Origin of the sequence: Variovorax glucosi (genome assembly GCF_051216695.1) — a bacterium.
Lineage (GTDB): Bacteria > Pseudomonadota > Gammaproteobacteria > Burkholderiales > Burkholderiaceae_C > Variovorax.
Window position 1 is genome coordinate 65,921 of the sequence record NZ_JBPJZE010000004.1, and the last position, 23,206, is coordinate 89,126.

At 65.6% G+C, this 23,206-nt stretch carries 28 protein-coding genes; 14 read left to right on the forward strand and 14 right to left on the reverse strand.

The window, feature by feature from the left end; all coding sequences use genetic code 11:
* Nucleotides 1-453: a YybH family protein gene (locus ACSFA3_RS18695; RefSeq protein WP_435507008.1), complete on the reverse strand. Its 453-nt coding sequence runs from the start codon at nt 451-453 to the stop codon at nt 1-3.
* A gap of 129 nt (nt 454-582) precedes the next feature.
* Between ACSFA3_RS18695 and ACSFA3_RS18700 the strand changes: the two genes are divergently transcribed.
* The 3 genes from ACSFA3_RS18700 to ACSFA3_RS18710 all read left to right on the forward strand — a co-directional run bounded on the left by ACSFA3_RS18700 (nt 583) and on the right by ACSFA3_RS18710 (nt 2,700).
* Nucleotides 583-1,188 (forward strand): LemA family protein, encoded by a 606-nt coding sequence (locus tag ACSFA3_RS18700; RefSeq protein ID WP_435507009.1) that lies wholly within the window; start codon nt 583-585, stop codon nt 1,186-1,188.
* A 61-nt stretch (nt 1,189-1,249) separates the two neighbouring features.
* A complete protein-coding gene (locus ACSFA3_RS18705; RefSeq protein WP_435507383.1) occupies nt 1,250-2,173 on the forward strand; it encodes a TPM domain-containing protein in 924 nt (307 codons plus the stop codon).
* Nucleotides 2,167-2,700 (forward strand): TPM domain-containing protein, encoded by a 534-nt coding sequence (locus tag ACSFA3_RS18710; RefSeq protein WP_435507010.1) that lies wholly within the window; start codon nt 2,167-2,169, stop codon nt 2,698-2,700. The genes ACSFA3_RS18705 and ACSFA3_RS18710 overlap by 7 nt, the downstream gene beginning before the upstream one ends.
* Nucleotides 2,701-2,726: 26 nt before the next feature.
* Here the strand turns inward: ACSFA3_RS18710 and ACSFA3_RS18715 are convergent, their stop codons facing one another.
* From ACSFA3_RS18715 to ACSFA3_RS18730, 4 genes are all read right to left on the reverse strand, one after another.
* Nucleotides 2,727-3,173 (reverse strand): Crp/Fnr family transcriptional regulator, encoded by a 447-nt coding sequence (locus ACSFA3_RS18715; RefSeq protein WP_435507011.1) that lies wholly within the window; start codon nt 3,171-3,173, stop codon nt 2,727-2,729.
* Nucleotides 3,170-3,913: a ligase-associated DNA damage response endonuclease PdeM gene (gene pdeM, locus ACSFA3_RS18720; RefSeq protein WP_435507012.1), complete on the reverse strand. Its 744-nt coding sequence runs from the start codon at nt 3,911-3,913 to the stop codon at nt 3,170-3,172. The genes ACSFA3_RS18715 and pdeM overlap by 4 nt, the downstream gene beginning before the upstream one ends.
* 98 nt (nt 3,914-4,011) lie before the next feature.
* Complete coding sequence (locus ACSFA3_RS18725; RefSeq protein WP_435507013.1) at nt 4,012-5,148, reverse strand: PilT/PilU family type 4a pilus ATPase; 1,137 nt, start codon at nt 5,146-5,148, stop codon at nt 4,012-4,014.
* Between the two features lie 35 nt (nt 5,149-5,183).
* Nucleotides 5,184-6,227 (reverse strand): type IV pilus twitching motility protein PilT, encoded by a 1,044-nt coding sequence (locus ACSFA3_RS18730; RefSeq protein WP_435507014.1) that lies wholly within the window; start codon nt 6,225-6,227, stop codon nt 5,184-5,186.
* 39 nt (nt 6,228-6,266) lie between these two features.
* On the opposite strand from ACSFA3_RS18730, the gene ACSFA3_RS18735 reads away from it, so the two are divergent.
* From ACSFA3_RS18735 to ACSFA3_RS18750, 4 genes are all read left to right on the forward strand, one after another.
* Entirely contained in the window at nt 6,267-6,974 is a 708-nt protein-coding gene (locus ACSFA3_RS18735; protein WP_435507015.1) for a YggS family pyridoxal phosphate-dependent enzyme, read from the forward strand.
* Between the two features lie 131 nt (nt 6,975-7,105).
* Nucleotides 7,106-8,377, forward strand: a complete 1,272-nt coding sequence (locus ACSFA3_RS18740; RefSeq protein ID WP_435507016.1) for a Glu/Leu/Phe/Val family dehydrogenase — start codon at nt 7,106-7,108, stop codon at nt 8,375-8,377.
* A gap of 10 nt (nt 8,378-8,387) precedes the next feature.
* Entirely contained in the window at nt 8,388-9,011 is a 624-nt protein-coding gene (locus ACSFA3_RS18745; protein WP_435507017.1) for a nucleoside/nucleotide kinase family protein, read from the forward strand.
* Between the two features lie 206 nt (nt 9,012-9,217).
* A complete protein-coding gene (locus tag ACSFA3_RS18750) occupies nt 9,218-9,847 on the forward strand; it encodes a DUF2242 domain-containing protein (protein ID WP_435507018.1) in 630 nt (209 codons plus the stop codon).
* Here ACSFA3_RS18750 and ACSFA3_RS18755 read toward each other — a convergent pair whose 3' ends face one another.
* The 3 genes from ACSFA3_RS18755 to ACSFA3_RS18765 all read right to left on the reverse strand — a co-directional run bounded on the left by ACSFA3_RS18755 (nt 9,848) and on the right by ACSFA3_RS18765 (nt 11,907).
* Nucleotides 9,848-10,237 carry a response regulator gene (locus ACSFA3_RS18755; RefSeq protein WP_435507019.1) on the reverse strand — a complete coding sequence of 130 codons (390 nt, stop codon included), beginning with the start codon at nt 10,235-10,237 and terminating at the stop codon, nt 9,848-9,850.
* Between the two features lie 72 nt (nt 10,238-10,309).
* Nucleotides 10,310-11,275 (reverse strand): arginase, encoded by a 966-nt coding sequence (rocF, locus tag ACSFA3_RS18760; RefSeq protein WP_435507020.1) that lies wholly within the window; start codon nt 11,273-11,275, stop codon nt 10,310-10,312.
* A complete protein-coding gene (locus ACSFA3_RS18765) occupies nt 11,272-11,907 on the reverse strand; it encodes a TetR/AcrR family transcriptional regulator (protein ID WP_435507021.1) in 636 nt (211 codons plus the stop codon). Before ACSFA3_RS18765 ends, rocF begins: the two co-directional genes overlap by 4 nt.
* A gap of 98 nt (nt 11,908-12,005) precedes the next feature.
* On the opposite strand from ACSFA3_RS18765, the gene ACSFA3_RS18770 reads away from it, so the two are divergent.
* The gene (locus tag ACSFA3_RS18770; RefSeq protein WP_435507022.1) at nt 12,006-12,380 is read left to right on the forward strand and encodes a YXWGXW repeat-containing protein; all 375 of its coding nucleotides are present in this window, start codon (nt 12,006-12,008) and stop codon (nt 12,378-12,380) included.
* Nucleotides 12,381-12,391: 11 nt separating this feature from the next.
* Here the strand turns inward: ACSFA3_RS18770 and ACSFA3_RS18775 are convergent, their stop codons facing one another.
* Nucleotides 12,392-13,897 carry an FAD-linked oxidase C-terminal domain-containing protein gene (locus tag ACSFA3_RS18775; protein ID WP_435507023.1) on the reverse strand — a complete coding sequence of 502 codons (1,506 nt, stop codon included), beginning with the start codon at nt 13,895-13,897 and terminating at the stop codon, nt 12,392-12,394.
* Nucleotides 13,898-14,007: 110 nt separating this feature from the next.
* Between ACSFA3_RS18775 and ACSFA3_RS18780 the strand changes: the two genes are divergently transcribed.
* Both ACSFA3_RS18780 and ACSFA3_RS18785 read left to right on the forward strand, forming a co-directional pair.
* Entirely contained in the window at nt 14,008-14,256 is a 249-nt protein-coding gene (locus ACSFA3_RS18780; RefSeq protein WP_435507024.1) for an AbrB/MazE/SpoVT family DNA-binding domain-containing protein, read from the forward strand.
* Entirely contained in the window at nt 14,256-14,630 is a 375-nt protein-coding gene (locus ACSFA3_RS18785; RefSeq protein ID WP_435507025.1) for a type II toxin-antitoxin system PemK/MazF family toxin, read from the forward strand. Before ACSFA3_RS18780 ends, ACSFA3_RS18785 begins: the two co-directional genes overlap by 1 nt.
* 6 nt (nt 14,631-14,636) lie before the next feature.
* Here the strand turns inward: ACSFA3_RS18785 and purU are convergent, their stop codons facing one another.
* Complete coding sequence (gene purU, locus ACSFA3_RS18790) at nt 14,637-15,494, reverse strand: formyltetrahydrofolate deformylase (RefSeq protein ID WP_435507026.1); 858 nt, start codon at nt 15,492-15,494, stop codon at nt 14,637-14,639.
* 101 nt (nt 15,495-15,595) lie between these two features.
* Between purU and aptA the strand changes: the two genes are divergently transcribed.
* Nucleotides 15,596-16,930 carry an omega-aminotransferase AptA gene (aptA, locus tag ACSFA3_RS18795; protein WP_435507027.1) on the forward strand — a complete coding sequence of 445 codons (1,335 nt, stop codon included), beginning with the start codon at nt 15,596-15,598 and terminating at the stop codon, nt 16,928-16,930.
* A gap of 13 nt (nt 16,931-16,943) precedes the next feature.
* Here aptA and ACSFA3_RS18800 read toward each other — a convergent pair whose 3' ends face one another.
* Nucleotides 16,944-17,765: a ChaN family lipoprotein gene (locus ACSFA3_RS18800; RefSeq protein WP_435507028.1), complete on the reverse strand. Its 822-nt coding sequence runs from the start codon at nt 17,763-17,765 to the stop codon at nt 16,944-16,946.
* A gap of 83 nt (nt 17,766-17,848) precedes the next feature.
* Between ACSFA3_RS18800 and ACSFA3_RS18805 the strand changes: the two genes are divergently transcribed.
* On the forward strand, nt 17,849-18,916 hold the full coding sequence (locus ACSFA3_RS18805) for an AbrB family transcriptional regulator (RefSeq protein WP_435507029.1): 1,068 nt from the start codon (nt 17,849-17,851) through the stop codon (nt 18,914-18,916).
* A 31-nt stretch (nt 18,917-18,947) separates the two neighbouring features.
* Here the strand turns inward: ACSFA3_RS18805 and ACSFA3_RS18810 are convergent, their stop codons facing one another.
* Both ACSFA3_RS18810 and ACSFA3_RS18815 read right to left on the reverse strand, forming a co-directional pair.
* A complete protein-coding gene (locus ACSFA3_RS18810; RefSeq protein ID WP_435507384.1) occupies nt 18,948-19,226 on the reverse strand; it encodes a BTH_I0359 family protein in 279 nt (92 codons plus the stop codon).
* Nucleotides 19,227-19,291: 65 nt separating this feature from the next.
* A complete protein-coding gene (locus ACSFA3_RS18815; RefSeq protein WP_435507030.1) occupies nt 19,292-20,443 on the reverse strand; it encodes a DUF3108 domain-containing protein in 1,152 nt (383 codons plus the stop codon).
* An 88-nt stretch (nt 20,444-20,531) separates the two neighbouring features.
* Here ACSFA3_RS18815 and ACSFA3_RS18820 point away from each other — a divergent pair, with 88 nt between their 5' ends.
* Nucleotides 20,532-21,566, forward strand: a complete 1,035-nt coding sequence (locus tag ACSFA3_RS18820) for a fumarylacetoacetate hydrolase family protein (RefSeq protein WP_435507031.1) — start codon at nt 20,532-20,534, stop codon at nt 21,564-21,566.
* 48 nt (nt 21,567-21,614) lie between these two features.
* Nucleotides 21,615-22,586: a Bug family tripartite tricarboxylate transporter substrate binding protein gene (locus tag ACSFA3_RS18825; RefSeq protein ID WP_435507032.1), complete on the forward strand. Its 972-nt coding sequence runs from the start codon at nt 21,615-21,617 to the stop codon at nt 22,584-22,586.
* Between the two features lie 11 nt (nt 22,587-22,597).
* Here ACSFA3_RS18825 and ACSFA3_RS18830 read toward each other — a convergent pair whose 3' ends face one another.
* Nucleotides 22,598-23,197 (reverse strand): MarC family protein, encoded by a 600-nt coding sequence (locus ACSFA3_RS18830; RefSeq protein WP_435507033.1) that lies wholly within the window; start codon nt 23,195-23,197, stop codon nt 22,598-22,600.
* Nucleotides 23,198-23,206: the final 9 nt, after the last annotated feature.

The following is a 23,206-nucleotide window of genomic DNA, read 5'->3' on the forward strand; positions in this document are numbered from 1 at the left end:
TCAGTGCAGCGTCTGACGCGCGTCGTTCGCTTCGTCCGGTGCGCGGGAGGTGCCGGGGCTCGCATGGTGCGCGACCATCCGCCAGCCCTGTGCGGTGCGCTGATAGACGTTGGTGGCCAGCACGAAAGCATGCTGCGGCCCGTCGGGCGCGAGCACCTCGATACGCTCCAGCACGCTGTGCACCGCGCTGGTCAGCGAATCGACTTTTCGGACATGCGCCGGTCGTGCGTGGATGGCGCCGTGGCTGAACATCTGCTCGAAAGCGGCCCGGATTGCCGTCGTGCCGACCAGCCGGGGTCCGCCGGGATGCACGCAGAACACGTCGTCCTCGTCGGCCCAGCAGGCCATCAGCGCATCGAGGTCCCCGCGCTGCAGCGCTTCGTAGAAAGCGGCTTCGACGTCGTCGGCGGTGCCGTCGAGGGCGGCGGCGCGAAGCTTGGTCTTGGTGGGCATGGCGATGGAAGGCTGGAGAAGAACGGGGATTTTGCCTGCGACGGAAGACGCGCGAAACTGTCAGGTACCGTGGGCTATGCTCCGCAGCCTCGACCGACTGATCAGTATTTACCAGGGGAATCGACCACCATGAAAAGAATCCATCGCGCGCTGCTTGCATTTTTCGCCGCCGTCTCGATCGCATCGCTCACCGGATGCGGCTACAACGATTTCCAGAAACTTGACGAAGCCAGCAAGTCGGCCTGGAGCGAGGTGCTTAACCAGTATCAGCGCCGCGCCGACCTGGTGCCGAACATCGTCGCCACCGTCAAGGGCGAAGCCGCCTTCGAGCAGGACACGCTGACCAAGGTGATCGAGGCGCGTTCCAAGGCCACATCGATCCAGGTCACGCCCGAGACGCTGAACAATCCTGAAGCATTCAACAAGTTCCAGCAGGCGCAGGGCGAGCTTTCGGGCGCGCTGTCGCGGTTGATGGTCGTGTCGGAGCGCTATCCGCAGCTGCAGGCCAACCAGGCGTTCCGCGACCTTCGCGTGACGCTCGAAGGCACGGAGAACCGTATCACCGTGGCCCGCAACCGCTACATCGAGACCGTGCAGTCGTACAACGTGCTGGCACGCAGTTTCCCGACCAACATCACGGCGAAGGTCTTCAGCTATCCGCCGAAGCCGGTGTTCTCGGTGCAGAACGAGGCGCAGATTTCGGTGCCGCCTTCCGTCGACTTCAACAAGAAGTAAGGCAGTGTCGAATCTGGCGCGCGACTTCCGGCGCATCGCAGGCTTCCTGGCGCTAGGGCTCATGCTCGCGCTCGCGCTCGGCGGCGCGCAGGCGGCGCAGGCACAGGCCGTGCAGGCCGTACCGGCGCTGACTGCGCGCGTGATCGATCGGACGGGCACACTCGACGCATCGCAGCAGCAGGCGCTGGATGCGAAGCTGGCCGCCTTCGAGCAGAAGAAGGGCAGCCAGATCGTGATGCTGCTGGTGCCGAGCACGCAGCCGGAAGACATCGCCAGCTATGCCAACCGCGTTGCCAACGACTGGAAGATCGGTCGCAGGGCGGTCGGCGACGGCGTGCTGGTGATCGTCGCCAAGAACGACCGCCAGATGCGTATTGAGGTCGCCAAGACGCTCGAAGGCGCGGTGCCCGACCTCGCGGCGGCACGCATCATCGATTCGGCGATGGCGCCGCGTTTTCGCAACGGCGACTACGCGGGCGGCCTCGATGCGGCCGCCGACCAGCTGATCGCGCGGATATCCGGCGAGCCGTTGCCTGCAGTGGTCGATGAGCGTCCCGCGCAGCGCGGCCAAGGCGGCTTCGATTGGCAGAACCTCGCGATCTTCTTGTTCGTCGCGGTGATCTTCGGTGCGCCGATCGCGCGTCGAATCTTCGGAGCCAAGCTCGCGCCGGTGGTGATGGGTGTCGGCGTCGGTGCAATCGCCATGGTGCTGACGGCGACGGTCCTGATTGCCGTCGTCGCCGGCATCGTGGCGCTGGTGGTGACCGTGATCTCGGGCGTGAGCGGGATCGGCGGCGGAGGCGGCGGCGCAGGAGGGCGTGGCGGCGGAGGTTTCGGCGGCGGCCTGGGTGGCGGTGCTTTGGGCGGCGCTCTCGGCGGCGGATTCGGCCGGGGCGGAGGCTTCGGGGGCGGTTCTTCGGGCGGTGGATTCAGTTCGGGCGGCGGTGGAAACTTTGGCGGCGGCGGTGCGTCGGGAGGATGGTGATGGCTGCATCGAGCACTGGATTCGGTCGTTTCGGTCGCCTCTGGCGGCATCGCTTCACCGACGAAGCCGACGTTCGTCGCATCCTTCCGTCCGATGTCATGGAACGGCTGACGCGCCGCGTCGCGGCGAGCGAGCATCGGCACACCGGCCAGGTCCGCATCTGCGTCGAAGCCGGATTGCCGACCAGCTACCTCTGGCGCGATGCGCCTGCGCGCGAGCGTGCGGTGATGCTGTTCGGCAAGCTGCGCGTGTGGGACACCGAGCAGAACAACGGCGTGCTGATCTATCTGCTGATCGCCGAGCATGCGATCGAGATCGTTGCCGACCGCGGTATTGATCGCCATGTCGATGCAGAAGAATGGGCGGCGATGACGAAGCGCATGGCCGCCTCCTTCCGCGAAGGCCGTTTCGAGGACGGCGTCACGCAGGCGCTGGAAGAAGTCTCCGCGTTGCTGGTGACGTACTTCCCGCGCGACGGCTCGCAGCCGTCAGGCAACGAACTGCCTGACGCGCCGGTCGTGATCTAGACGCTGCCGACGGGCCCTGGAGTCGCTCAGCGCGAGTCGTCCAGCAAGCGCCTGTTCACCGCATGCGTCGCATCGAGTTCGCGGTGCATCGCCTTCGTCACCTGCGAGAGCAGATGAAGGCGACGATTGTTCTCGCGGATGCGGTCGCAGAGCACGCGCGACACCGACAGCAGCAGCCGGGAAGCCACGCCGGGCTGAACCTCGATCAGCCCGCGCAAAGCGCTGCGGGACAACACGGCCAGCTTGAGATCGGTCAGTGCGGTGCAGGTGGCCGAGCGCGGCGAGCCGTCGATCAGGCCCATTTCGCCGATCATCGCGCCGGGATCGAAGATCGAGATGACGACGTCGACATCTTTGCCGGAAGCCGCCGGACCGAAATCGGCGCCGCGGCTCTCGGCACGCACCTGCCCTTCCAGCAGCAGCGCAGCATCGTCCCGCAGGTTCTGTTCGGGCTGGAGGTCCGCCGGACTCATGCAACCAGACGCTCCGGCAATGCCCAGACTGCCGCGCCCCCGACACCGTAGAAGCGTCGGCCCGGAGCCGGCGGCATCAGCCAGCCACCAGTGAATTCGCCGAAGGCCGGCAGGATGGCTTGTTCGCCGTCCTGCACGAAGCACGGCATCCGCAGCCGGTCGCGGCCCGGTCCGACGAGTCGGCAAGCCGGATGCAGATGACCGGCGAGCACGAAATGCGTCGGATGAATCTGCGGATGATGGCAGCACGCGAACGGGCCGACGAGATGCGGTTCGTCGACCACTGCGATGCCGAGAGCGGCCGGTGGATCGCCGGCGCGACTGTCGTGATTGCCGCGCACCAGTGTCATCTGCAGGCCGGGATGACGTTCGCGCCAGTCGGCCAGCAGCCCCAGGACCTGGGGCGTTCTGGCCTGCGCGGCGTGAAGGAAGTCACCCAGGAAGACGATGCGAACTGGCGACCACGCAGCGATCAGCGCATCGATCCGGCGCAGGTTCTCCTCCGTCGTACCGCCCGGAACCGGCTGCCCGAGCGCCCGAAAGGTTGCAGCCTTGCCGATGTGCAGATCGGCGATGAACAGCGTGCGCTCCGCCGGCCACCAGAGCGCACGCTCGGGCAGCAAGGCCAGCGACTGGCCGGCCCATTCGACGGTGCAGACAGGAGAAGAGGATGTAGCAGGTAAGGACACGGCGGGAGTGTCGTCGAACTCGAAAAGCGCATACCAGCGGGGGTCTTGCATTGCCAGAAACACCGCGGAACCGGCTCTGCCGGGCCGCTGGTGTTGCCCCCGGCAGGGGGTAGGCGCTGCGACACGAAGTGCGCAAGCCTGGGGGCGAGCTAAACAATACTGAAGTGCTCGGTGCCGGCAGAGAGATCGGTCGAGCGCGCGCGGCGGCTGTTGAGTTTCACCTGCAGGCGCAGGTCGTTGGCCGAATCGGCGTTGCGCAGCGCGTCGTCGAGCGAAATCGAGTGCATCTCGAACAGGTCGAACAGCGCCTGGTCGAAAGTCTGCATGCCGAGGTTGCGGCTCTTCTTCATGATCTCCTTGATCTCGCCGACCTCGCCCTTGAAGATCAGGTCGGCGATCAGCGGCGTGTTCAGCAGCACCTCGACCGCCGCGACGCGACCCAGCCCGTCCTCGGTCGGTATCAGGCGTTGCGAGACCAGCGAGCGCAGATTGAGCGACAGGTCCATCAGCAACTGCGTGCGTCGTTCCTCGGGGAAGAAATTGATGATGCGGTCGAGCGCCTGGTTGGCGCTGTTGGCATGCAGCGTCGCCATGCACAGATGGCCGGTCTCGGCGAAGGCGACTGCATGCTCCATCGTCTCGCGGTCGCGGATCTCGCCCATCAGGATCACGTCCGGCGCCTGGCGCAGGGTGTTCTTGAGCGCGGCCTCCCAGCTGTCGGTGTCGATTCCGACCTCGCGCTGGGTCACGACGCAGTTCTTGTGCGCGTGAACGAACTCGATCGGGTCCTCGATCGTCACGATGTGGCCGTAGGAGTTCTCGTTGCGCCAGTCGACCATCGAGGCCAGCGTGGTCGACTTGCCCGATCCGGTGGCGCCGACCAGGATCACCAGGCCGCGCTTCGTCATCGACACTTCCTTGAGCGCCTGCGGCATGTTGAGTCCGTCGATCGTCGGCACGACCGCCGGAATCGTCCGCAGCACCATCCCTACCTTGCCCTGCTGCACGAAGGCGTTGACGCGAAACCGCCCGATGGCCGTCGGCGAGATAGCGAAGTTGCATTCCTTGGTGCGCTCGAATTCGGCCACCTGCCGGTCGTTCATGATCGATCGCGTCAGCGCCATCGTGTGCGATGCACCAAGCGACTGCGCCGACACCTTGGTGATCTTGCCGTCGACCTTGATGGCCGGCGGGAATTCGGCGGTGATGAACAGGTCGCTGCCGTTGCGGCTCACCATGAGCTTCAGCAGATCGTTGATGAACTGGCTGGCTTGATCGCGTTCCATGAGGTGCTCCGGCGTCTGCTGTGGATCGGGGCTGGTCAGCCTGGGAAGTTTTCCGGCGTCTTGGCTTTTCCGCGCGCTTCGGCCGCGGAAATGACGCCACGGCGAACGAGGTCGGTGAGGTTCTGGTCGAGCGTCTGCATGCCTTGGCCGCTGCCGGTCTGGATCGACGAGTACATCTGCGCGACCTTGCCTTCGCGGATCAGGTTCCGGATGGCTGCCGTGCCCAGCATGATCTCGTGCGCCGCGACACGACCCTGTCCGTCCTTGGTCTTGCAAAGCGTCTGCGAGATCACGGCCTGCAGGGATTCGGACAGCATCGCGCGGATCATGTCTTTTTCTTCGCCCGGGAACACGTCGATGATCCGGTCGATGGTCTTGGCCGCCGACGAGGTGTGCAGCGTGCCGAACACCAGATGGCCGGTTTCGGCCGCTGTCATCGCCAGGCGGATGGTTTCGAGGTCGCGCATTTCGCCGACGAGGATCGCGTCGGGGTCTTCGCGCAGCGCGGAACGCAGCGCCGCGGCGAAGCTGAGCGTCATCGGCCCGACTTCGCGCTGGTTGATCAGGCACTTCTTGGATTCGTGGACGAACTCGATCGGGTCCTCGACCGTGAGGATGTGGCCGTACTCGGTTTCGTTCAGGTAGTTGACCATCGCGGCCAGCGTGGTCGACTTGCCGGAGCCAGTCGGGCCGGTGACAAGCACCAGGCCGCGCGGCTTGAGCGCGAGGTCGGCGAAGATCTTCGGTGCGTTGAGCTGCTCCAGCGTGAGGATCTTCGAAGGAATGGTCCGAAACACCGCCGCCGCGCCGCGCGCCTGGTTGAAGGCGTTCACGCGGAAGCGCGCCAGGCCGTCGATCTCGAAAGAGAAGTCGACCTCCAGGAATTCTTCGTAATGCTTGCGATGGGTGTCGCTCATGATGTCGTACACCATCGCATGCACCGCCTTGTGGTCCAGCGCATCGACGTTGATGCGCCGCACGTCGCCGTGAACCCGGATCATGGGCGGAAGACCGGCCGACAGATGCAGGTCGGAAGCCTTGTTCTTGACGCTGAATGCCAGCAGTTGGGTGATGTCCACGAAATTCCTCTGTGACGTTTTGATACGCTTTGAATGATTATGACGATGATTACCGCCAATCTCCAGCAAATCCAGTCCCGTGTCGCGGCGGCTTGTGCGTCCGCGGGACGCCTGGAAGAAAGTGTGCGCCTGCTGGCGGTGTCGAAGACCTTCGGCGCCGATGCGGTGCGTGAGGCGTTCGAGGCTGGTCAGCGGGCGTTCGGCGAAAACTATGTACAGGAAGGCGTTGACAAGATTGCGACGCTGCAAGATCTGCGCGCCGACGGTGACGGCATCGAATGGCACATGATCGGCCCGCTGCAATCGAACAAGACGCGCGTGGTCGCCGAGCATTTCGACTGGGTGCACTCGGTCGACCGCCTGAAGATCGCCCAGCGCCTAAGCGAACAGCGGCCTGCGCACCTGCCGCCGCTGCAGCTGTGCCTGCAGGTCAACATCAGCGGCGAGGCGACGAAGAGCGGGCTGCTGCCTGCCGATGTGGCCGACATCGCACGCACGGTTTCCAAATTGCCGCGCGTGGTGCTTCGCGGGCTGATGGCGATTCCCGAACCCGCCGACACGCTCGAAGCCCAGCGCGCACCGCACCGGGCGCTGCACGCGCTGATGCAGTCGCTGCAGGAAGCCGGCCTGCAGCTAGACACGCTGTCGATCGGCATGAGCGCGGATCTGGAGGCTGCGGTGATGGAAGGCGCGACGATGGTGCGCATCGGCAGCGCGATCTTCGGCAGCCGGCCGTCAGCGCGGTAGCGACCGCCGACCGCCGACGGCCTGCGCATGACCGCTTGTGCATAACGCCAGACTGCGCCGCGCATAACCCTTGGCATGGCGTGTGCACGCGGCTATCGTCCACCCGTCTCTATCACCAGGGTTCCAACGTCATGATCGAAAAGCTGTCCTTCGTCCACCCCACCGCGAACAGTCCGTGGGGCACTTATCTGTCGCAGGTCGACCGGGTGATTCCGTACCTCGGCGATCTCGGACGTTGGGCCGAGACGCTCAAGCGCCCCAAGCGCGCGCTGATCGTCGACGTGCCGATCGAGATGGACGACGGCAGCATCGCGCATTTCGAGGGCTACCGCGTGCAGCACAACATGTCGCGCGGCCCGGGCAAGGGCGGCGTGCGCTTCCATCCCGACGTCACGCTGGAAGAAGTCATGGCGCTGTCGGCATGGATGACGATCAAGACGGCGGCAGTGAACCTGCCGTACGGCGGCGCCAAGGGCGGCGTGCGCGTCGACCCCAAGAAGCTGTCGATGAAGGAACTGGAGAAGGTCACCCGCCGCTACACCAGCGAGATCGGCATCATCATCGGCCCGCAGCAGGACATTCCGGCGCCCGACGTGAACACCAACGGCCAGATCATGGCCTGGATGATGGACACCTATTCCATGAACGTCGGCGGCACCGCCACCGGCGTCGTCACCGGCAAGCCCTTGCATCTGGGCGGATCGCTGGGCCGCGTCAAGGCGACCGGCCGCGGCGTGTTCGTGACCGGCCGCGAAGCGGCGCGCCGCCTCGGACTCGATCTGCGCGGCGCCAAGGTGGCGGTGCAGGGCTTCGGCAACGTGGGCTCGGTCGCGGCCGAACTGTTCGCCGAGGCGGGCGCGAAGATCGTCGCGGTGCAGGACCACACCGGCACCATCGTGAACGACAACGGCCTCGACCTGGCCACCTTGATCCCGATCGCCAACGCCGAAGGCGTGATCGCCTTCAAGGGCGGCGACGTGGTCGAGAACGAAGCCTTCTGGGACGTCGCCTGCGACATCCTGATCCCCGCCGCGCTCGAGGGCCAGATCACGGCCGACCGCGCGAAGAAGACCAAGGCCAAGCTGGTGCTCGAAGGCGCCAACGGCCCGACCGTGCCGAGCGCCGACGACATCCTGGCCGAGCGCGGCGTGCTGGTGGTGCCCGACGTGATCTGCAATGCCGGCGGCGTGACGGTGAGCTACTTCGAATGGGTACAGGACTTCTCGTCGTTCTTCTGGGACGAGGACGAGATCAACGTGCGCCTCGACCGCATCATGATGAACGCGCTCAACCAGATCTGGGACACCGCCGACAAGCACAAGATCACGCTGCGCACCGCGACGTATGCCGTGGCCTGCGAGCGCATCCTGATGGCGCGCCAGGAGCGTGGCCTGTATCCATGAGTCGCCGTCTGTGAACGGAATCGGCATCGAAGAGCGGCGGCGCATCGAAGCGCTGCTGGCCGACGGCCGGCGCAAGCTGCTCGGACTGGTCGGCGCGCCGGGCGCGGGCAAGTCGACGCTGGCTGCGGCTTTGCTGGCCGCGCTCGGCGAGCGTGCGCAGGTGGTGCCGATGGACGGCTTCCATCTGGCGAACGTCGAGTTGCAGCGGCTCGGTCGGGCGGATCGCAAGGGCGCGCCCGATACCTTCGACAGCGCCGGCTACGTGGCGCTGCTGCAGCGCCTGCGGACACAGAGCGACGACGAAATCGTCTATGCGCCCGAATTCAGGCGCGAGATCGAGGAGCCGGTGGCGGGTGCGATCGCCGTGCTGCCCGCGACGCAACTCGTCATCACCGAGGGCAACTATCTGCTCCACGACGCAGGCGCCTGGGCCCGCGTGGCAGGCTTGCTGGATGAAGTCTGGTACGTGGATGTCGACGACGCGCTGCGCGAAGAGCGCCTCGTGCGACGCCATAGGCAGTTCGGCCGCAGCGAAGAAGCTGCGCGCGCCTGGGTCGAACGGACAGATGCGCCCAACGCGCGTCTAATCGCCGCGACGCGGGTGCGAGCGCATCACATGCTGACGCTGGATTGAGGGTTTGGAGAAGGGGAACGAAGCAGCATGCGGAAGGCTCGAACGGTCGCCGGAACCCGCCGGTTAGGATCCGCCACTTCATGCCTTCCATGCCGACTTCGCTCCCCCCGCATTCAGTTCTTCGATCTCGCGACCGCGCGTGGTGCTTTGCCGCCCTGTTGCTCGCCACTGCGGCGCTCTCAGCTTGTGGCACCGGCACGAAACGCGTGACCTACGACCCCGAAGAGTTCGACTCCACCACCACCCACGCGCGCAGCTACGGCGCCACCGAGGCGCAGACCTGCGAGGCCGCGCGTCGGGCGCTGTTGAGCCAGGGTTACCTGATCAGCGCGGCGAACACTGATCTGGTGACCGGCCGGAAGAGCTTCCAGCCCGCGGCCGAAGTCCATGTGGAGGTGGAATTCCGGGTGGTGTGTGCCAAGGATTCCGCTGGCGGTAGCGCCAGAGGTGCGCCGCAACGGACGATCGCTTTCGTCACCGCGCTCCAGGACCGTTACGGCATCAAGAAGATCAACAATTCGGCCAGCGTCGGGGTGCCGGCGTTCGGTTCGTTGTCGGTGCCTTTTTCTTCGAGCGACGATGCTATGGTGAAGGTCGCCAGCGAGACGCTGACCGACGGGCGCTTCTACGACCGGTTCTTCGCGCTTCTGGATCGTTTTCTCGTCACCGGCGTGACCGGCGGGGCTGGCGAGACGGGCGACGAGCCAGTGGTCGCTTCACCGGTGACACCCGTGCCGCAGATGAAGACGGTGCCGGTCGCACCAGTAGCGCCCGTCGCGCCGATGAGTCCGGCGCCTGCAGGAACCCCCGTGGCGCCTACGCCGGAGCGGGGATGATCAGTCCGAACGCTCTGCAGCCTCCGGCTCGACACCGTGAAGCGCTGCGCTGAGCGCGTCGAGGCCGAATGGTTTCTGTAGCCAGATGGTGCCCGGCATCGGCTCTTCGGGTCGTATTCGACCGGTTGCGAAGATCACGCGGAGCTTGTGATTGGCCTGCAGGATTTCGACCAGATCGAATCCCGAAAGCGCCGGCAGTCCGATGTCGGTCATCAGCACGTCGAAGGCACCTTCGATGAACCGATCGCGTGCCACTTCCGCGCTTTTGACACCGGCCGTCCAGTGGCCGAGTGCCTGAAGCATGTCGACGGTAGCCGCCAGTGCATCGGGATCGTCCTCGACAACCAGAATGCGCAACGGCGCCTGCTGCGCTTCTGCTTCGTCTTGCATGGAGTTGGTGTTGAGTGACATGAAGGCTCGCGCCGCTTTCCGCTGAAATGTTAACTGTATGCGCAATAGTTCCTATTGCTGCTTCCCGCCGGTCACATCCAGACGTAGGAATCTTTCCAGCGTCGACTTCCCGAGCATGCTTTCGATCAGTTCCACCGCGACTTCGGCTGTCCGGTTGCGCAGGTCGAGCGCCGGATTGAGCTCCACGACATCGAGCGAACCCAGTCGACCGGTGTCGGCGATCATTTCCATGCACAGCTGCATCTCGCGGTAGGTCGGTCCGCCGCGGACCGCCGTTCCGACGCCGGGCGCATCGGCCGGATCGAGACAGTCGAGATCGAAACTGATGTGGAGGTGCGTGTCTTCGTCGATGTCCTTGAGCGCTTCGGTCATGGTGTCGCGCATGCCGTGCTCGTCGATGTGGCGCATGTCGAACACGGTGAGGCCGAGTTCGCGTATCGCCTGCTTCTCGGCCGCGTCGACGCTGCGGATGCCGAGGAACTGGATCGCATCGTGCGACAGCGCGGCCTGTTCGCCGCTCCAGCCGGTCAGTGCAGCCGGGCCGTGGCCCAGAAGACACGCGACGGGCATGCCGTGGATGTTGCCGCTCGGGCTGGTGGCGTCGGTGTTCACGTCGGTATGCGCGTCCAGCCACAGCACCCGCAACTTCTGCCCGCGCCGGCGTACATGGCGGGCGACCGCGCTGATCGAGCCTACGGCCAGGCAGTGATCGCCGCCCATCATCAGGGGAACGTGACCGGCTTCGAGCGCCGAATCGACGGCGTCGTACACGGCGCGGTTCCAGGCCACGGCCTCTCCGAGATGGCGCAGGCCGTCGGCTGGCGCAGCCCACGGCGTGGCTGGGCCGGCGAGATTGCCCTTGTCGACGATCTCGAAGCCGAGCCGCGCGAGGGTGGCCGCGATGTCGGCGACGCGCAGCGCGTCCGGCCCCATGCCGGCGCCGCGCACGCTGGCACCGATGTCCGTCGGCGCGCCGATGAGTCGAACGGTGCGCGGGATGTGTGATGAATCGGTCATGTGCGAAGTCCCAGCACGCGCCAGGCCAGTTTGGAGAGTTGGGTGACGACCTCGTCGGGCGGCATGCGGCCGTCCGGGCGGTACCAGGTGAAGAGGAAGCCGGGCAGGCTGCAGGCGGCCAGTGCGGTGATCATGGTGTCGTCGAACTCGAAATCGCCGTCGCGCCGGCCTTCTTCAAGGAGCTTGCAGAGCCGGTTGTAGAAGTGGCGCGCCAGCTTGCGCTGTGCGGCGAGGTACTCGGGACGGTAGACCTGGGGCTCGCGGTAGGGAAAGACGGCGCAAGGATGGTGCGCGATCGTGACGCGCACAAGACGCTCGATGCCTTCGGTCACTTTCTCGCGCGCCGGGCGCTTGTCGGTCGGCTCGAAATCCATCGAGGTGAAGCAGTCGACCGTCGGGCGCCAGGACAGCGTCTCGAAGATTTCCTGCTTGTCGCGGAAGTAGTAATAGACGAAGGGCTTCGTGACGCCGAGCGCGCGCACGATCTGCGCCATCGTGGTGTTCGCGTAGCCCTGCGTCGAGAAAAGCGTGGTCGCGGCCTGCAGGATGCGTTCGCGCTGCAGGTCAGTACTTTCGGTCGCGGCGCGCTGGCGCCCTGTACCTTGCGGCAAGTGTGTGGCGGGTTTGCGCATGGGGGTGGCAGTGTGACACAAGCTTTTGCCTGAGCCTTACATCCGCTTCACACGGCGAGGCCATCATTTGTCGACCCACTATTCCAAAGGAGCAAGCCATGAAGAAGATCGCAATCATCCTGACAACCGGCTTCGCGGCGCTGCTGCCGCTGGCCGCAGTCACCGTCCCGACGGCCGCGCAGGCGCAGGTCGCGGTGTATGTGCAAGGCCCGCCGCCGCCGCCGCGTTACGAGCGGGTGCCGCCGCCGCGTCGAGGCTATGTCTGGGCGCCGGGTCACTACGAATACCGCGGCAACCGGCATGTCTGGATTCGCGGCGACTACATGCGCGCGCGCCCCGGTTACGCCTACCGTGCGCCCGAATGGCGCGAGCGCGGCGGCCGCTGGGAATACGACCGCGGCCGCTGGGACCGGGACGGCGACGGCGTGCCGAACCGCTACGACCGCCGTCCGAACAATCCGTACCGGAACTGAAACCCGGAGTTCTAGAAACGCGGCAGGTCGGCGAAAGGCAGGGTCTTCCCGCCGCGCATGACCTGCTTGCCGTACTCGGCGCAGCGCTGCAGCGTCGGGATCACCTTGCCGGGGTTCAGCATGCCTTCCGGGTCGAACGCACGCTTGACGCCGAACATCATCTCGTTCTCGGCGGCCGTGAACTGGACGCACATGCTGTTCAGCTTTTCGACGCCGACGCCGTGCTCGCCCGACACCGTACCGCCCATCGCCACGCTGGTTTCCAGGATGTCGGCGCCGAAGAGTTCGCAGCGATGCAGCTCGTCCGGGTCGTTGGCATCGAACAGCACCAGCGGATGCAGGTTGCCGTCGCCGGCATGGAACACGTTGCAGCAGCGCAGGTTGTATTTGATCTCCATCTGCTGGATGGCGAGCAGGATGTCGGCCAGGCGCTTGCGCGGGATGGTCGAATCCAGGCACATGTAATCGGGGCTGATACGGCCGGATGCAGGGAATGCGTTCTTGCGGCCGCTCCAGAATTTCAGGCGCTCGTCCTCGTTCTCGCTGATCGAGATGGCGGTGGCGCCGCAGCCGCGCAGCACGGCGGTCATGCGGCCGATCTCTTCCTCGACCTCTTCCGGCGTGCCGTCGGATTCGCACAGCAGGATCGCGGCGGCGTCGAGGTCGTAGCCGGCGCGCACGAAATCTTCCACTGCAGCCGTCATCGGCTTGTCCATCATTTCCAGGCCGGCCGGGATGATGCCGGCCGCGATCACCGCCGCCACTGCGTCGCCGGCTTTGCGAACGTCGTCGAAGCTGGCCATGATGCAGCGCGCCAGTTGAGGTTTGGGCACCAGCTTGACTGTGACTTCGAGCGTCACCGCCAGCATGCCTTCGCTGCCGACGACCAGCGCCAGCAGGTCGAGCCCCGGCGCATCGAGCGCATCGCCGCCGAATTCGATCGGTTCGCCCTCGGCCGTGAATCCACGCACGCGCATCACGTTGTGCAGCGTGAGCCCGTACTTCAGACAGTGCACGCCGCCCGAGTTCTCGGCCACGTTGCCGCCGATGGTGCAGGCGATCTGGCTCGACGGATCGGGCGCGTAGTACAGGTTGAAAGGCGCCGCCGCCTCGCTGATCGCCAGATTGCGCACGCCGCACTGCACGACGGCGGTACGGCTGACCGGGTCGATCTTCAGGATGCGGTTGAACTTGGCCAGCGACATCGTGACGCCCATCGGATCGGGCATCGCACCACCCGACAGCCCGGTGCCCGCGCCGCGCGCCACCACCGGGACGCCGAGCTTGTGGCAGGTTGCCAGCACGGCAGCGACTTGCGCCTCGGTTTCGGGCAATGCCACCACCAGCGGACGCGCCCGGTAGGCCGTGAGGCCGTCGCATTCATAGGGCGTGGTGTCCTCGTCCTGCCAGATCAGCGCATGCGCCGGCAGGTGAGCCTGCAAGGCACGGACGATCTGCGACTGGCGTTCGGAGCGCTGGAGCAGCGCGTGCTGGGTGGGCGTGGCGGGTGCGTTCATGGTGGAACTCTACCGCCGACAGGCATTGGCATGTGTCGCAAGAGTGTTTATACGTTTGTTGACACGAAATACCGTCGTTGATACATTCGTGTCAACTTGGGAGACTTTCAATGAACACATCGATGGGTCAGATCAGCGCTTGGGGCAACGGTCTCGCATTCCGCCTGACAAAGCCTCAGGCAAAGGCCGCTGGCGTGGGCGACGGCTCGCAGGTTCGGGTAACGGTCGAGCCGGGTCGCATCATCATCGAGGTCGAAACCGAGCCGACGCTCGATCAGATGCTGGCGAAGTTCGATCCAGTCAAGCATGGCGGTGAAGTCATGGCCGGCGGCGCAGTGGGCGTCGAGGCCTTTTCCTGATGGTGTCTCGCAAGTCGCCGCTCTGGGTGCCCGAGCGGGCGGAAATCATCTTCATCCAGTACAAGCCGCAAGTCGGCAAGGAAATGCCGGACGATCATCCGATGCTGGTGTTTTCCGCCAGAGCCTTCGCCGACAAGACCGGCATCGTCGTCGGCTTTCCCATGACGCACGCAGCCTTCAATGCCGACAACCCATTCGCCATCGCCACCAAAGGAGAGAAGGACGAAGTCGGTTATGTGCTGATTCACCAGCCGAAGTCGTTCGACTGGCGCCAGCGCAATGCGAGGCCGCACCCGATGGGCGCGGGTCACACGAAGTTGCTGGAATCCGCGCTGAAGCGATTCGATTCGGTCTTCAACGTCTGCAGCCTCTGAAACCCGTTACTTGAACACCACCGTCTTGTGCCCATTCATGAGCACGCGGCGCTCGGCATGCCACTTGACGGCGCGTGCCAGCACCTGGCTTTCCGTATCCCGTCCGCGCGCCGTGAGGTCTTCGACCGTGTCGGTGTGGTCCGCCCGCGTCACGTCCTGCTCGATGATCGGGCCTTCGTCGAGGTCGGCCGTCACGTAGTGCGCTGTCGCGCCGATCAGCTTCACGCCGCGGTCGTGCGCCTGGTAATAAGGCTTGGCGCCCTTGAAGCTGGGCAGGAACGAGTGGTGGATGTTGATGGCGCGGCCGGCCAGCTGCGTGCACATGTCGTTGCTCAGCACCTGCATGTAGCGCGCCAGCACGACCAGTTCCGAGCCTTCGGCTTCGATGATCTCCAGCTGCTTCGCTTCGGCCTGCGCCTTGGTCGCGGCGGTCACCGGGATGTGATGGAACGGAACGTTGTAGCTCGCGGCCAGCTGGTAGAACTCGCGGTGGTTCGAGACGATGGCGCGCACGTCGATGGCCAGCAGGCCGCTCTTCCAGCGGAACAGCAGGTCGTTCAGGCAATGGCCGTCCTTGCTGACCAGGATCACCGTCTTCATCGGCTGCGCGGCGTCGTGCAGCTTCCATTGCATGCCGAACGACTGGCCGAGCGCGGTCATTTCGGTGCAGAGCTGCGCGTGGGTCTGTTGGATATCGGTCTTGCAGTTGAAACGAACCCGCATGAAGAACAGGCCGGTGCCGTGGTCGTTGTACTGCGCTGCCTCTTCGATGTTGCCGCCGCGTTCGAGCAGAAAGCCGGAGACGGCATGCACGATGCCGGTCCGGTCGGGGCAGGAGAGGGTCAGGATGTAGGCGGATGTCATAAGGGCAACGATTGTCGCAGGCCACAAATTGCCGCGTGGCTGCACGCACTTCCGCATGCCTTGCGGTGCCAGAATGACATTTTGCTCAGTGGAGATCCGACATGGCCTTCAAGGAATTCAACATGGACAACCAGTGGTTGCCCTTCACCCCCAACCGTGCCTTCCTGAAAGACCCGCGCGTGTTCGTCGGCGCCGACGGCATGGAATTCAAGACACACGATGGCCGCACCGTCATCGACGGCATTTCGTCGCTCTGGTGCGTGGGTGCCGGCCACAACCGCCGGCCGATCAACGAAGCGATCAAGAAGCAGCTCGACACGCTCGATTACGCAACTGCGTTCCAGGTCAGCAACGACAAGGCCTTCGAAGCTGCGACGCGCATCGCAGCACTGGCGCCGGGCGACCTCAACAAGGTGCTGTTCTGCAATTCGGGCAGCGAGGCGGCCGATACGTCATTGAAAGTGGCGCTGGCGTATCACCGGGCGCGCGGCGAAGGTCATCGCAACGTCTTCATCGGACGCGAGAAGGGCTATCACGGCGTGGGCTTCGGCGGCATGTCGGTGGGCGGCATTCCGGGCAATCGCAAGGCGTTCGGGTCGGCGTTCCTGCCGCGCGTCGATCACATGCGCTTCATCCACGATCCGGTGAATCATGCGTACATCCAGAACGAGGAGCCGATCTGGGCCGAGGATCCGCTGCTGGAGCTCGAGCAGCGCATCCTGCCGCTGCACGATCCGAGCAACGTCGCGGCGATCATCGTGGAGCCGGTTTCCGGCTCGGCCGGCTGGTACCTGCCGCCCCAGGGCTACCTGAAGCGCCTACGCGAAATCTGCGACAAGCACGGCATCCTGCTGATCTTCGACGAGGTCATCACCGGCTTCGGGCGCATGGGCACCAACTTCGCGTCCGATTACTACGGCGTCGTGCCGGACATGCTGAATTTCGCCAAGTGCGTGACCAACGGGCTCATCCCGATGGGCGGCGTGATCTGCCGCGACAAGCTCTACGACCAGATGATGAAGACCGACGCGCCGGAGCACGTGGTCGAGTTCTTCCACGGCTACACCTATTCCGGCCATCCGGTCGCGTGCGCCGCAGCCATCGCGACGCTCGACCTGTTCGAGAACGAACAGCTTTTCTCGCGCGCCGGCGAAATGGGTCCGGTGCTGGGCAATGCGTTCCACAGCGCATTCCGGGGCTTGCCGAACGTGATCGGCATCCGCAGCCTGGGGCTGGCGGCCGCGGTGGAACTGGCTCCGATCGCCGGTTCGCCCGGCAAGCGCGCCTACGACATCTTCGTGGAATGCTTCCACAAGGGCGCGCTGGTGCGGCCGGCCGGCGACGTCGTGGTCATCGCGCCGCCGTACATCGTCGAGAAGTCGCACATCGACACGCTGGTCAACACGCTGGCGGACGCGATCAGGCACGCCGCCTGATAGCTGTAGCGGATCAGCCGGGCTTGCGCAGCGTGTCGCGAAGCTCGGCGCAATGATCCTTGGTCGGCGCGGGCGGTGTGGTCCAGACCGCGTCGAAGCCGGCGTTTCTTTCGTCGGCGCCGGCATCCAGCCTGAGCGTGCGCACACGGACATCCGTTGGAAGATGCTGCGGAACGCCCAGCGTCGGCGCGGTATGTCCGGCGCCCGACACCAGCACTACCGTCTTGCCCGGCATGCGTGCTTCGACCAGCGTGCGCGCCATTTCGCGATCCCGCGCGATCTGGATGCGCGTCATCGGCCCGATCTGCGTTGCCGGCAACAGCCCGCAGTGGCCTTCGCGGATCGCGTCCTGCTGCGTCTGCATGGCGCCCGCCGGCAACTGCGCATCCAGCGAAACATCTGCCATCGCATCCTTCATGCGCGCACGCGGCAGGTTGGCTCCCAGCACCGGAACGCCGGCCCGCACCGCCGCCATGACGACCGGGCCATAGCTCTTCCACGGCCAGGCCTCATCGCTCCATCGAAGAGCAGTCCGAACCTGCGTTTCGGTCGCGGCGGCGGGCAGCTTGCCGGTGTCGTTACCTGATTCGGCCATCTCCACGGCGAGCGCCGCCAGTCGCCCGCGCGAAGCCAGCGATTCGACGATCTCGCGCTCGATCTGCTGGTGCGCTGCGGCGTCGTGCTGCTCGCCGACGAGGAGGATGTCGGCCGGCAGCAATCGATCAACGCGCTGATCGAGCGTTGGCGGCGCCGAAGCGCATCCCGCCAGAAAGATTGCGAGCACGGCGGATGCGGACACGGACGACACGACGGACCGGGCAGGGCGCTTGTTCATGCGCCGATACTATTCGGCGCGGCATCTCTGTAGTGATCACTGAATCGATAGCCGTATTGCCGCGTCTCCCCGGATCCCTTTCGATGTCCTTGCGCTTCCATTCCCGCGTCGTGGTCACCCTGCTTTTCGCAGCGGTCGCCGCCTTTGTCTGCCGGTATTTCCACACGCCGCTTCCCTGGATGATCGGCCCGCTGCTGGCCGTGTCGATCGCATCGGTGTCCGGTGCGCCGACCGCCAGCGCTTCATGGCTGCGCAACATCGGCCAGTGGATCATCGGCGCGGCGCTCGGGCTCTACTTCACGCCGCAGGTCGTGGCGCTGGTCGTCAGCGTCTGGTGGGCGATCGCGCTGGCCATCGGATGGGCGCTGCTGGCTGGCTGGGGTTTCGGTCGCTGGCTGGAGCGGCAGAACGCGCGACGCATGCCGCAGCTTTCCGAAGAGACGATGCGAGCAACCGCTTACTTTTCCGGCGCGATTGGCGGCGCTTCGGAAATGACGTTGCTGGCAGAGCGCGTCGGCGCGCGCACCGATCTGGTGGCTGCCGCGCACAGCCTGCGCCTGATGATCGTCACCATCACGGTGCCGTTCGCGATGCAGTGGAGCGGATTGCACGGGCTCGACCTCCACCCGTCGCCCGTCAGGCTGGTGGATGCGACCGGTCTGGCGCTTCTCGCGGCCGCCACCGGCGCGGGCGCGCGAGTGATGCGCGCGACCGGACGAACCAATCCGTGGTTCATCGGGCCGCTGGTGTTTTCGATCTGCATCACGGCGGCCGGCTGGTCGCTGTCGGCGATACCGCAGTGGCTGACGAATGCGGCGCAGGTCGTGATCGCGGTGAGCCTGGGCGTGCGGTTCAGTCGTGAATTCCTGCATACCGCCCCGCGCTGGATGCTGAGCGTGGCGGGCGGCACCGTCTTCATGATGCTGATCTGCGCGGCCTTCGCGGCTGTGCTGGCCTGGAGCACCGGCTTGCATCCGGCGACGCTGATCCTCGGCACCTCGCCCGGCGGCATTGCCGAAATGTCGATCACGGCCAAGGTGCTGCAGTTGGGTGTGCCGGTCGTGACGGCTTTCCAGGTCTGCCGGCTGATCGCGGTGCTGCTGATCGTCGGGCCGATGTACCGGTGGATCTACGGCAGGCGCAGCGCCTAGCGCCTAGCGCCTGCGCCTCGGCGCGCCGTCCTCAGTGGACCAGAACCGGGTTCTGCGCCAGTTCGGCGTAGCCCTCAAGCGTGTCCTCGACTTCTTCCTGCGTCGGCGTCTTCAGCTGCCATGCCGAAATCTGCTGCTGGAACAGCTCGGCCCAGGAGCCGTCGAGGTACACCTCCTTGCCCGAGCGCTTGTCGACGATCTCGAAGCCGTGCCGCGTCAGCACCGGCAGATGCGGCGCCAGCGGGGCATCGCCCTCGGTCGGCTGCACATGCACGACGACGTACGACTCGGAGTCGTAGAGCATGTTCATTGCGGGGCTGGTGAAGATGTCGATGGCATTCATAAGAAACCTAGATAGCAACCAACGCGCCAGTTTCAAGAACCGCCTTCGATATTGCGCAATTGCATATCGGCGAAGTCGCCGCCCGGTTGCGTAATCTTGATGCGCACCGGCAAATAGCCGTACGCGGGCGCCAGCCAGAGTTCGACCGTGTCGTCGAAGGGCACGCGCGGGTTCCGCGTCAGTTTGCGGGCGGTCAGTTCGCCGGTCGGCAGATCCAGCTTTTCCTCGTCGCCGATCTTGAAGATCCAGATGTCGGCATCGCGCGGGCCGACCGTCTGCACCGCGATGGCGCCGTTGGCCTGGTAGCGCGCCGGATCGCCGGCCAGCAGCGCGCCGAGCTGCAGCATCACGCTCAACCGGTCCTGCGCGCCGGACATCAGCGCCACGGGCGGTGCGTTGCTGCTGAACACCACCTGGCCCTGATCGCGCACGAAATGCGAAGCGACCTCGGTCTTGCGGGTATCGGAAAAGCGCGTCGGCTCGATGCCGGTCGGGCCGATCGCGCCGCTGCTGTGCTGCGTGCGCAGTGTCTTGAACAGAAAGCGCAGCGTGAGCCGCGCGTCGTAGGCATTGCCGTCCTGCGACCAGGCCAGTTCGCCCATGACGCCCTGCAGCGGCACTGCGCCCTGCTGGCCGCTGACGTTGAACTTGAGGTTGACAGACCTGGGCACGTCGAGGGCCAGAGGAATCGGCGCCGAAGCTTCGGCTTGCGCCGGGGCTGGAGCGGAAAGCGGCGCGGCTGGCGTTGCGACCTGCTCGGCCGCGGGCGCCAGTGCGGTTTCGCCGGTGTTCGCCGGCAGGGCAGATTCAGCAGGCGCCGGCGCTTTCGTGCCTGCGTCCGATAACGCTTCGGCGGGAGCGGAAACCGGCGCGGCGACGGGTTTGGGTTTGGGTTTCGCCGTCGGCGTCGGCACCGCTTTCGGTGGCGTCGGTTTGCTGGTGACTGCGGGCATGACAGGTTGCAGCGGCAACGTGGGCGCCGCAGCCACGATCGTCCGAGTTTCAAATCGCGCAGTCACCGGCGAGGGACCTGGCCCGGCGATCATCGGCACGGCGCCCAGCAACATCCCGTGCACCAGCACGACCACCGCAGTCAGCACCGCGATCGGCATCCACGACGCGCGCCGGTTCGCAGGCGTCGGCAGCGCGGCGGAGTCGGAAACGGTGGGGGAAGATGGCGTCATGGAGGATGGATCGAAGCGCGTCGCAGAGGTTCGGCTCGCTACACTGCCGCCCGACCAGTCAGTTTAGTAGCGCCACGATCGAGCCACCATGAAACTCGCCACCCTCAAAGACGGATCGCGCGACGGCCAGCTGGTCGTCGTTTCCCGCGATCTCTCACTCGCCCATTACGCCACCGGCATCGCCGACCGCCTGCAGCAGGCACTCGACGACTGGGGCTTCATCAGCCCGCAGCTGGAAGATCTCTACGACCAGCTCAACTGGGGCAAGGCCCGCCATCCGTTCCCCTTCGACCCGGCGCAGTGCATGGCCCCGTTGCCGCGCGCCTACCAGTGGGCCGACGGCTCCGCTTACATCAATCACGTCGAACTCGTGCGCAAGGCCCGGAATGCCGAAGTGCCCGAAAGCTTCTACTCCGACCCGCTGATGTACCAGGGCGGCAGCGACGATTTCAGCGGTCCGTGCGATCCGGTCGTGGTCGCGAGCGAGGCTTTCGGCATCGACTTCGAGGCCGAGATCGCGGTCGTCACCGGCGACGTGCGCATGGGCGCATCGCCCGAACAGGCGTTGGACGGCATCCGGCTCGTCATGCTGGCAAACGACGTCAGCCTGCGCAACCTGATCCCGGCCGAACTCGCCAAGGGTTTCGGCTTTCTGCAGAGCAAGCCGGCGACAGCCTTCAGCCCGGTCGCCGTGACGCTCGACGAACTCGGCAACGCCTGGCAGCGCGGCCGGCTGCATCTGACGTTGCAAAGCACCTGGAACGGTCGCAAGGTCGGCATGTGCGACGCCGGCGACGACATGACGTTCCATTTCGGCCAGCTGATCGCGCACATCGCGAAGACGCGCAACGTGCGAGCGGGAAGCATCGTCGGCAGCGGGACGGTGAGCAACAAGGGCGTCGAGAAGGACGGGCGGATGGAGTGGCCGAAAGGCTATTCGTGCATCGCCGAGAAACGCTGCATAGAGACGATCCAGGACGGGAAGCCGGCGACGGAATTCATGAAGTTCGGTGACACGGCGCGGATCGAGATGAAGGGGCTGGATGGGAAGTCGGTGTTCGGGGCGATCGAGCAGGAGGTCGTGTCGTCGTCGAACACGGACGCTGACCGGCTAACCGTGTGACCGTTTGAGCGGTCAAAAAATCTAACAACCAAAAGTAGGAGACAAAAAATGCACCGCAGAACTCTCATCGCCTCGCTTGCCGCCCTTGCAGGCGGCGCCGCGCTTGCGCAACCCCAAACCACCTACCCCGACCAGCCCATCCGCTGGGTCGTTCCCTACCCCGCAGGCGGCGGCACCGACGTGCTCGCCCGCGCGGTGGGCGAGGCGATGCGCGAATCGCTCGGGCAGCAGATCGTGGTCGACAACCGGCCCGGCGCGTCGACCAACATCGGCGCGCAGATCGTCGCGACCGCGCGGCCCGACGGCTACACCGTGATCTCCGCCGACAACGCGTTGCTCGCCTTCAACGAGTTCCTGTTCGGCAAGCTGCCGTTCGATCCGACGACCGACTTCACCTACATCGGCGGCATCAGCCGTTTCCCGCTGGCGCTGGTTGTGCATCCGTCGGTGCCGGTGAAGACGGTCGCGGAATTCGTCGCCTTCGCCAAGGCCAATCCGGGCAAGCTGAACTACGCGTCGTCCGGCAACGGCTCGCCGCATCACCTGGCGATGGAGTTGTTCAAGTCGCGTACCGGCATTTTCGTGACGCACATTCCGTACCGCGGCGCGGCGCCGGCCATGCAGGACGTGATGGGCGGTCAGGTGCAGTGCATGTTCCTCGACCTCGCTGCCGGGCTGTCGGTGGTGCAGTCGGGCAAGGTGCGGGCGCTGGGCATCGGTTCGGCGCGTCGCGCGCCGGCCTTGCCCGAACTGCCGACGCTGGCCGAAGCGGGCGTGCCGAACGCGGAGGTGTTCGCGTTCCAGGGTCTGCTCGGTCCGGCGAAGCTGCCGGCTTCCATCGTTCAGCGTCTGAATGCCGAGCTGAACAAGGCGCTCGCGACGCCGGCGGTCATGAAGCGCATGAACGACTTCGGGATGGAGTCGCTGGCAGGCACGCCGGAGCAGTTCCGGATGCTGGCGCGCGTCGAAGCCGGTCGGTGGGGGCCGGTGATCAAGGCGCAGGGCATCAAACTGGACTGAGCATCCCGGCGTCACGCGCCCATCTGCGCGACCAGCGACTTGATGCCGCGGATCATCATCTCGACTGACACCGCGACCAGGATCAGGCCCATCAGCCGCTCCAGCGCGAGCACGACGCGGTCGCCGATGTGGCGCTGGATGCGGTCCGCGAGCACCAGCACGACGGCGCAGACACCCATCGTCACGCTCAGCGCCGCGATCCATTCGAGACGCCGCTCGGGCGCCTGCGACACCAGCAGCATCACGGTGGCCAGCGCCGACGGTCCGGCCAGCGCCGGAATCGCCAGCGGCACGATCAGCGGCTCGCGGGTGTCGGTGCTTTCGTAGGCGGTGTGGTTCGGGAAGATCATGCGCAGTGCGATCAGGAACAGCACCACCGCGCCTGCGATCTGCAGCGAAAGCCCCGAGAGCCCCATCACGCGCAGGAAGCTGTCGCCGATGAACATGAAGCCGAGCAGCAGGCCGAATGCGATCGACACTTCGCGCAGGATCACGCGGGCGCGGCGCTCCGGCGCGACGTTGCGCAGCGCGTTGGCGAAGATCGGTATGTTGCCGAGCGGATCGCAGATCAGGAGCAGCAGGACAGTCGCAGACGCGAAGGTGTAGGTCATTGATCGCGG

Excerpts from the sequence above, each read along its gene's own strand:
- ACSFA3_RS18695 (WP_435507008.1), bottom strand. The coding sequence starts at position 453 with ATGCCCACCAAGACCAAGCTTCGCGCCGCCGCCCTCGACGGCACCGCC.
- ACSFA3_RS18700 (WP_435507009.1), top strand. The coding sequence starts at position 583 with ATGAAAAGAATCCATCGCGCGCTGCTTGCATTTTTCGCCGCCGTCTCG.
- ACSFA3_RS18705 (WP_435507383.1), top strand. The coding sequence starts at position 1,250 with ATGCTCGCGCTCGCGCTCGGCGGCGCGCAGGCGGCGCAGGCACAGGCC.
- ACSFA3_RS18710 (WP_435507010.1), top strand. The coding sequence starts at position 2,167 with ATGGTGATGGCTGCATCGAGCACTGGATTCGGTCGTTTCGGTCGCCTC.
- ACSFA3_RS18715 (WP_435507011.1), bottom strand. The coding sequence starts at position 3,173 with ATGAGTCCGGCGGACCTCCAGCCCGAACAGAACCTGCGGGACGATGCT.
- pdeM (WP_435507012.1), bottom strand. The coding sequence starts at position 3,913 with ATGCAAGACCCCCGCTGGTATGCGCTTTTCGAGTTCGACGACACTCCC.
- ACSFA3_RS18725 (WP_435507013.1), bottom strand. The coding sequence starts at position 5,148 with ATGGAACGCGATCAAGCCAGCCAGTTCATCAACGATCTGCTGAAGCTC.
- ACSFA3_RS18735 (WP_435507015.1), top strand. The coding sequence starts at position 6,267 with ATGACGATGATTACCGCCAATCTCCAGCAAATCCAGTCCCGTGTCGCG.
- ACSFA3_RS18740 (WP_435507016.1), top strand. The coding sequence starts at position 7,106 with ATGATCGAAAAGCTGTCCTTCGTCCACCCCACCGCGAACAGTCCGTGG.
- ACSFA3_RS18755 (WP_435507019.1), bottom strand. The coding sequence starts at position 10,237 with ATGCAAGACGAAGCAGAAGCGCAGCAGGCGCCGTTGCGCATTCTGGTT.
- rocF (WP_435507020.1), bottom strand. The coding sequence starts at position 11,275 with ATGACCGATTCATCACACATCCCGCGCACCGTTCGACTCATCGGCGCG.
- ACSFA3_RS18765 (WP_435507021.1), bottom strand. The coding sequence starts at position 11,907 with ATGCGCAAACCCGCCACACACTTGCCGCAAGGTACAGGGCGCCAGCGC.
- ACSFA3_RS18770 (WP_435507022.1), top strand. The coding sequence starts at position 12,006 with ATGAAGAAGATCGCAATCATCCTGACAACCGGCTTCGCGGCGCTGCTG.
- ACSFA3_RS18775 (WP_435507023.1), bottom strand. The coding sequence starts at position 13,897 with ATGAACGCACCCGCCACGCCCACCCAGCACGCGCTGCTCCAGCGCTCC.
- ACSFA3_RS18780 (WP_435507024.1), top strand. The coding sequence starts at position 14,008 with ATGAACACATCGATGGGTCAGATCAGCGCTTGGGGCAACGGTCTCGCA.
- ACSFA3_RS18785 (WP_435507025.1), top strand. The coding sequence starts at position 14,256 with ATGGTGTCTCGCAAGTCGCCGCTCTGGGTGCCCGAGCGGGCGGAAATC.
- purU (WP_435507026.1), bottom strand. The coding sequence starts at position 15,494 with ATGACATCCGCCTACATCCTGACCCTCTCCTGCCCCGACCGGACCGGC.
- aptA (WP_435507027.1), top strand. The coding sequence starts at position 15,596 with ATGGCCTTCAAGGAATTCAACATGGACAACCAGTGGTTGCCCTTCACC.
- ACSFA3_RS18800 (WP_435507028.1), bottom strand. The coding sequence starts at position 17,765 with ATGAACAAGCGCCCTGCCCGGTCCGTCGTGTCGTCCGTGTCCGCATCC.
- ACSFA3_RS18805 (WP_435507029.1), top strand. The coding sequence starts at position 17,849 with ATGTCCTTGCGCTTCCATTCCCGCGTCGTGGTCACCCTGCTTTTCGCA.
- ACSFA3_RS18810 (WP_435507384.1), bottom strand. The coding sequence starts at position 19,226 with ATGAACATGCTCTACGACTCCGAGTCGTACGTCGTCGTGCATGTGCAG.
- ACSFA3_RS18815 (WP_435507030.1), bottom strand. The coding sequence starts at position 20,443 with ATGACGCCATCTTCCCCCACCGTTTCCGACTCCGCCGCGCTGCCGACG.
- ACSFA3_RS18820 (WP_435507031.1), top strand. The coding sequence starts at position 20,532 with ATGAAACTCGCCACCCTCAAAGACGGATCGCGCGACGGCCAGCTGGTC.
- ACSFA3_RS18825 (WP_435507032.1), top strand. The coding sequence starts at position 21,615 with ATGCACCGCAGAACTCTCATCGCCTCGCTTGCCGCCCTTGCAGGCGGC.
- ACSFA3_RS18830 (WP_435507033.1), bottom strand. The coding sequence starts at position 23,197 with ATGACCTACACCTTCGCGTCTGCGACTGTCCTGCTGCTCCTGATCTGC.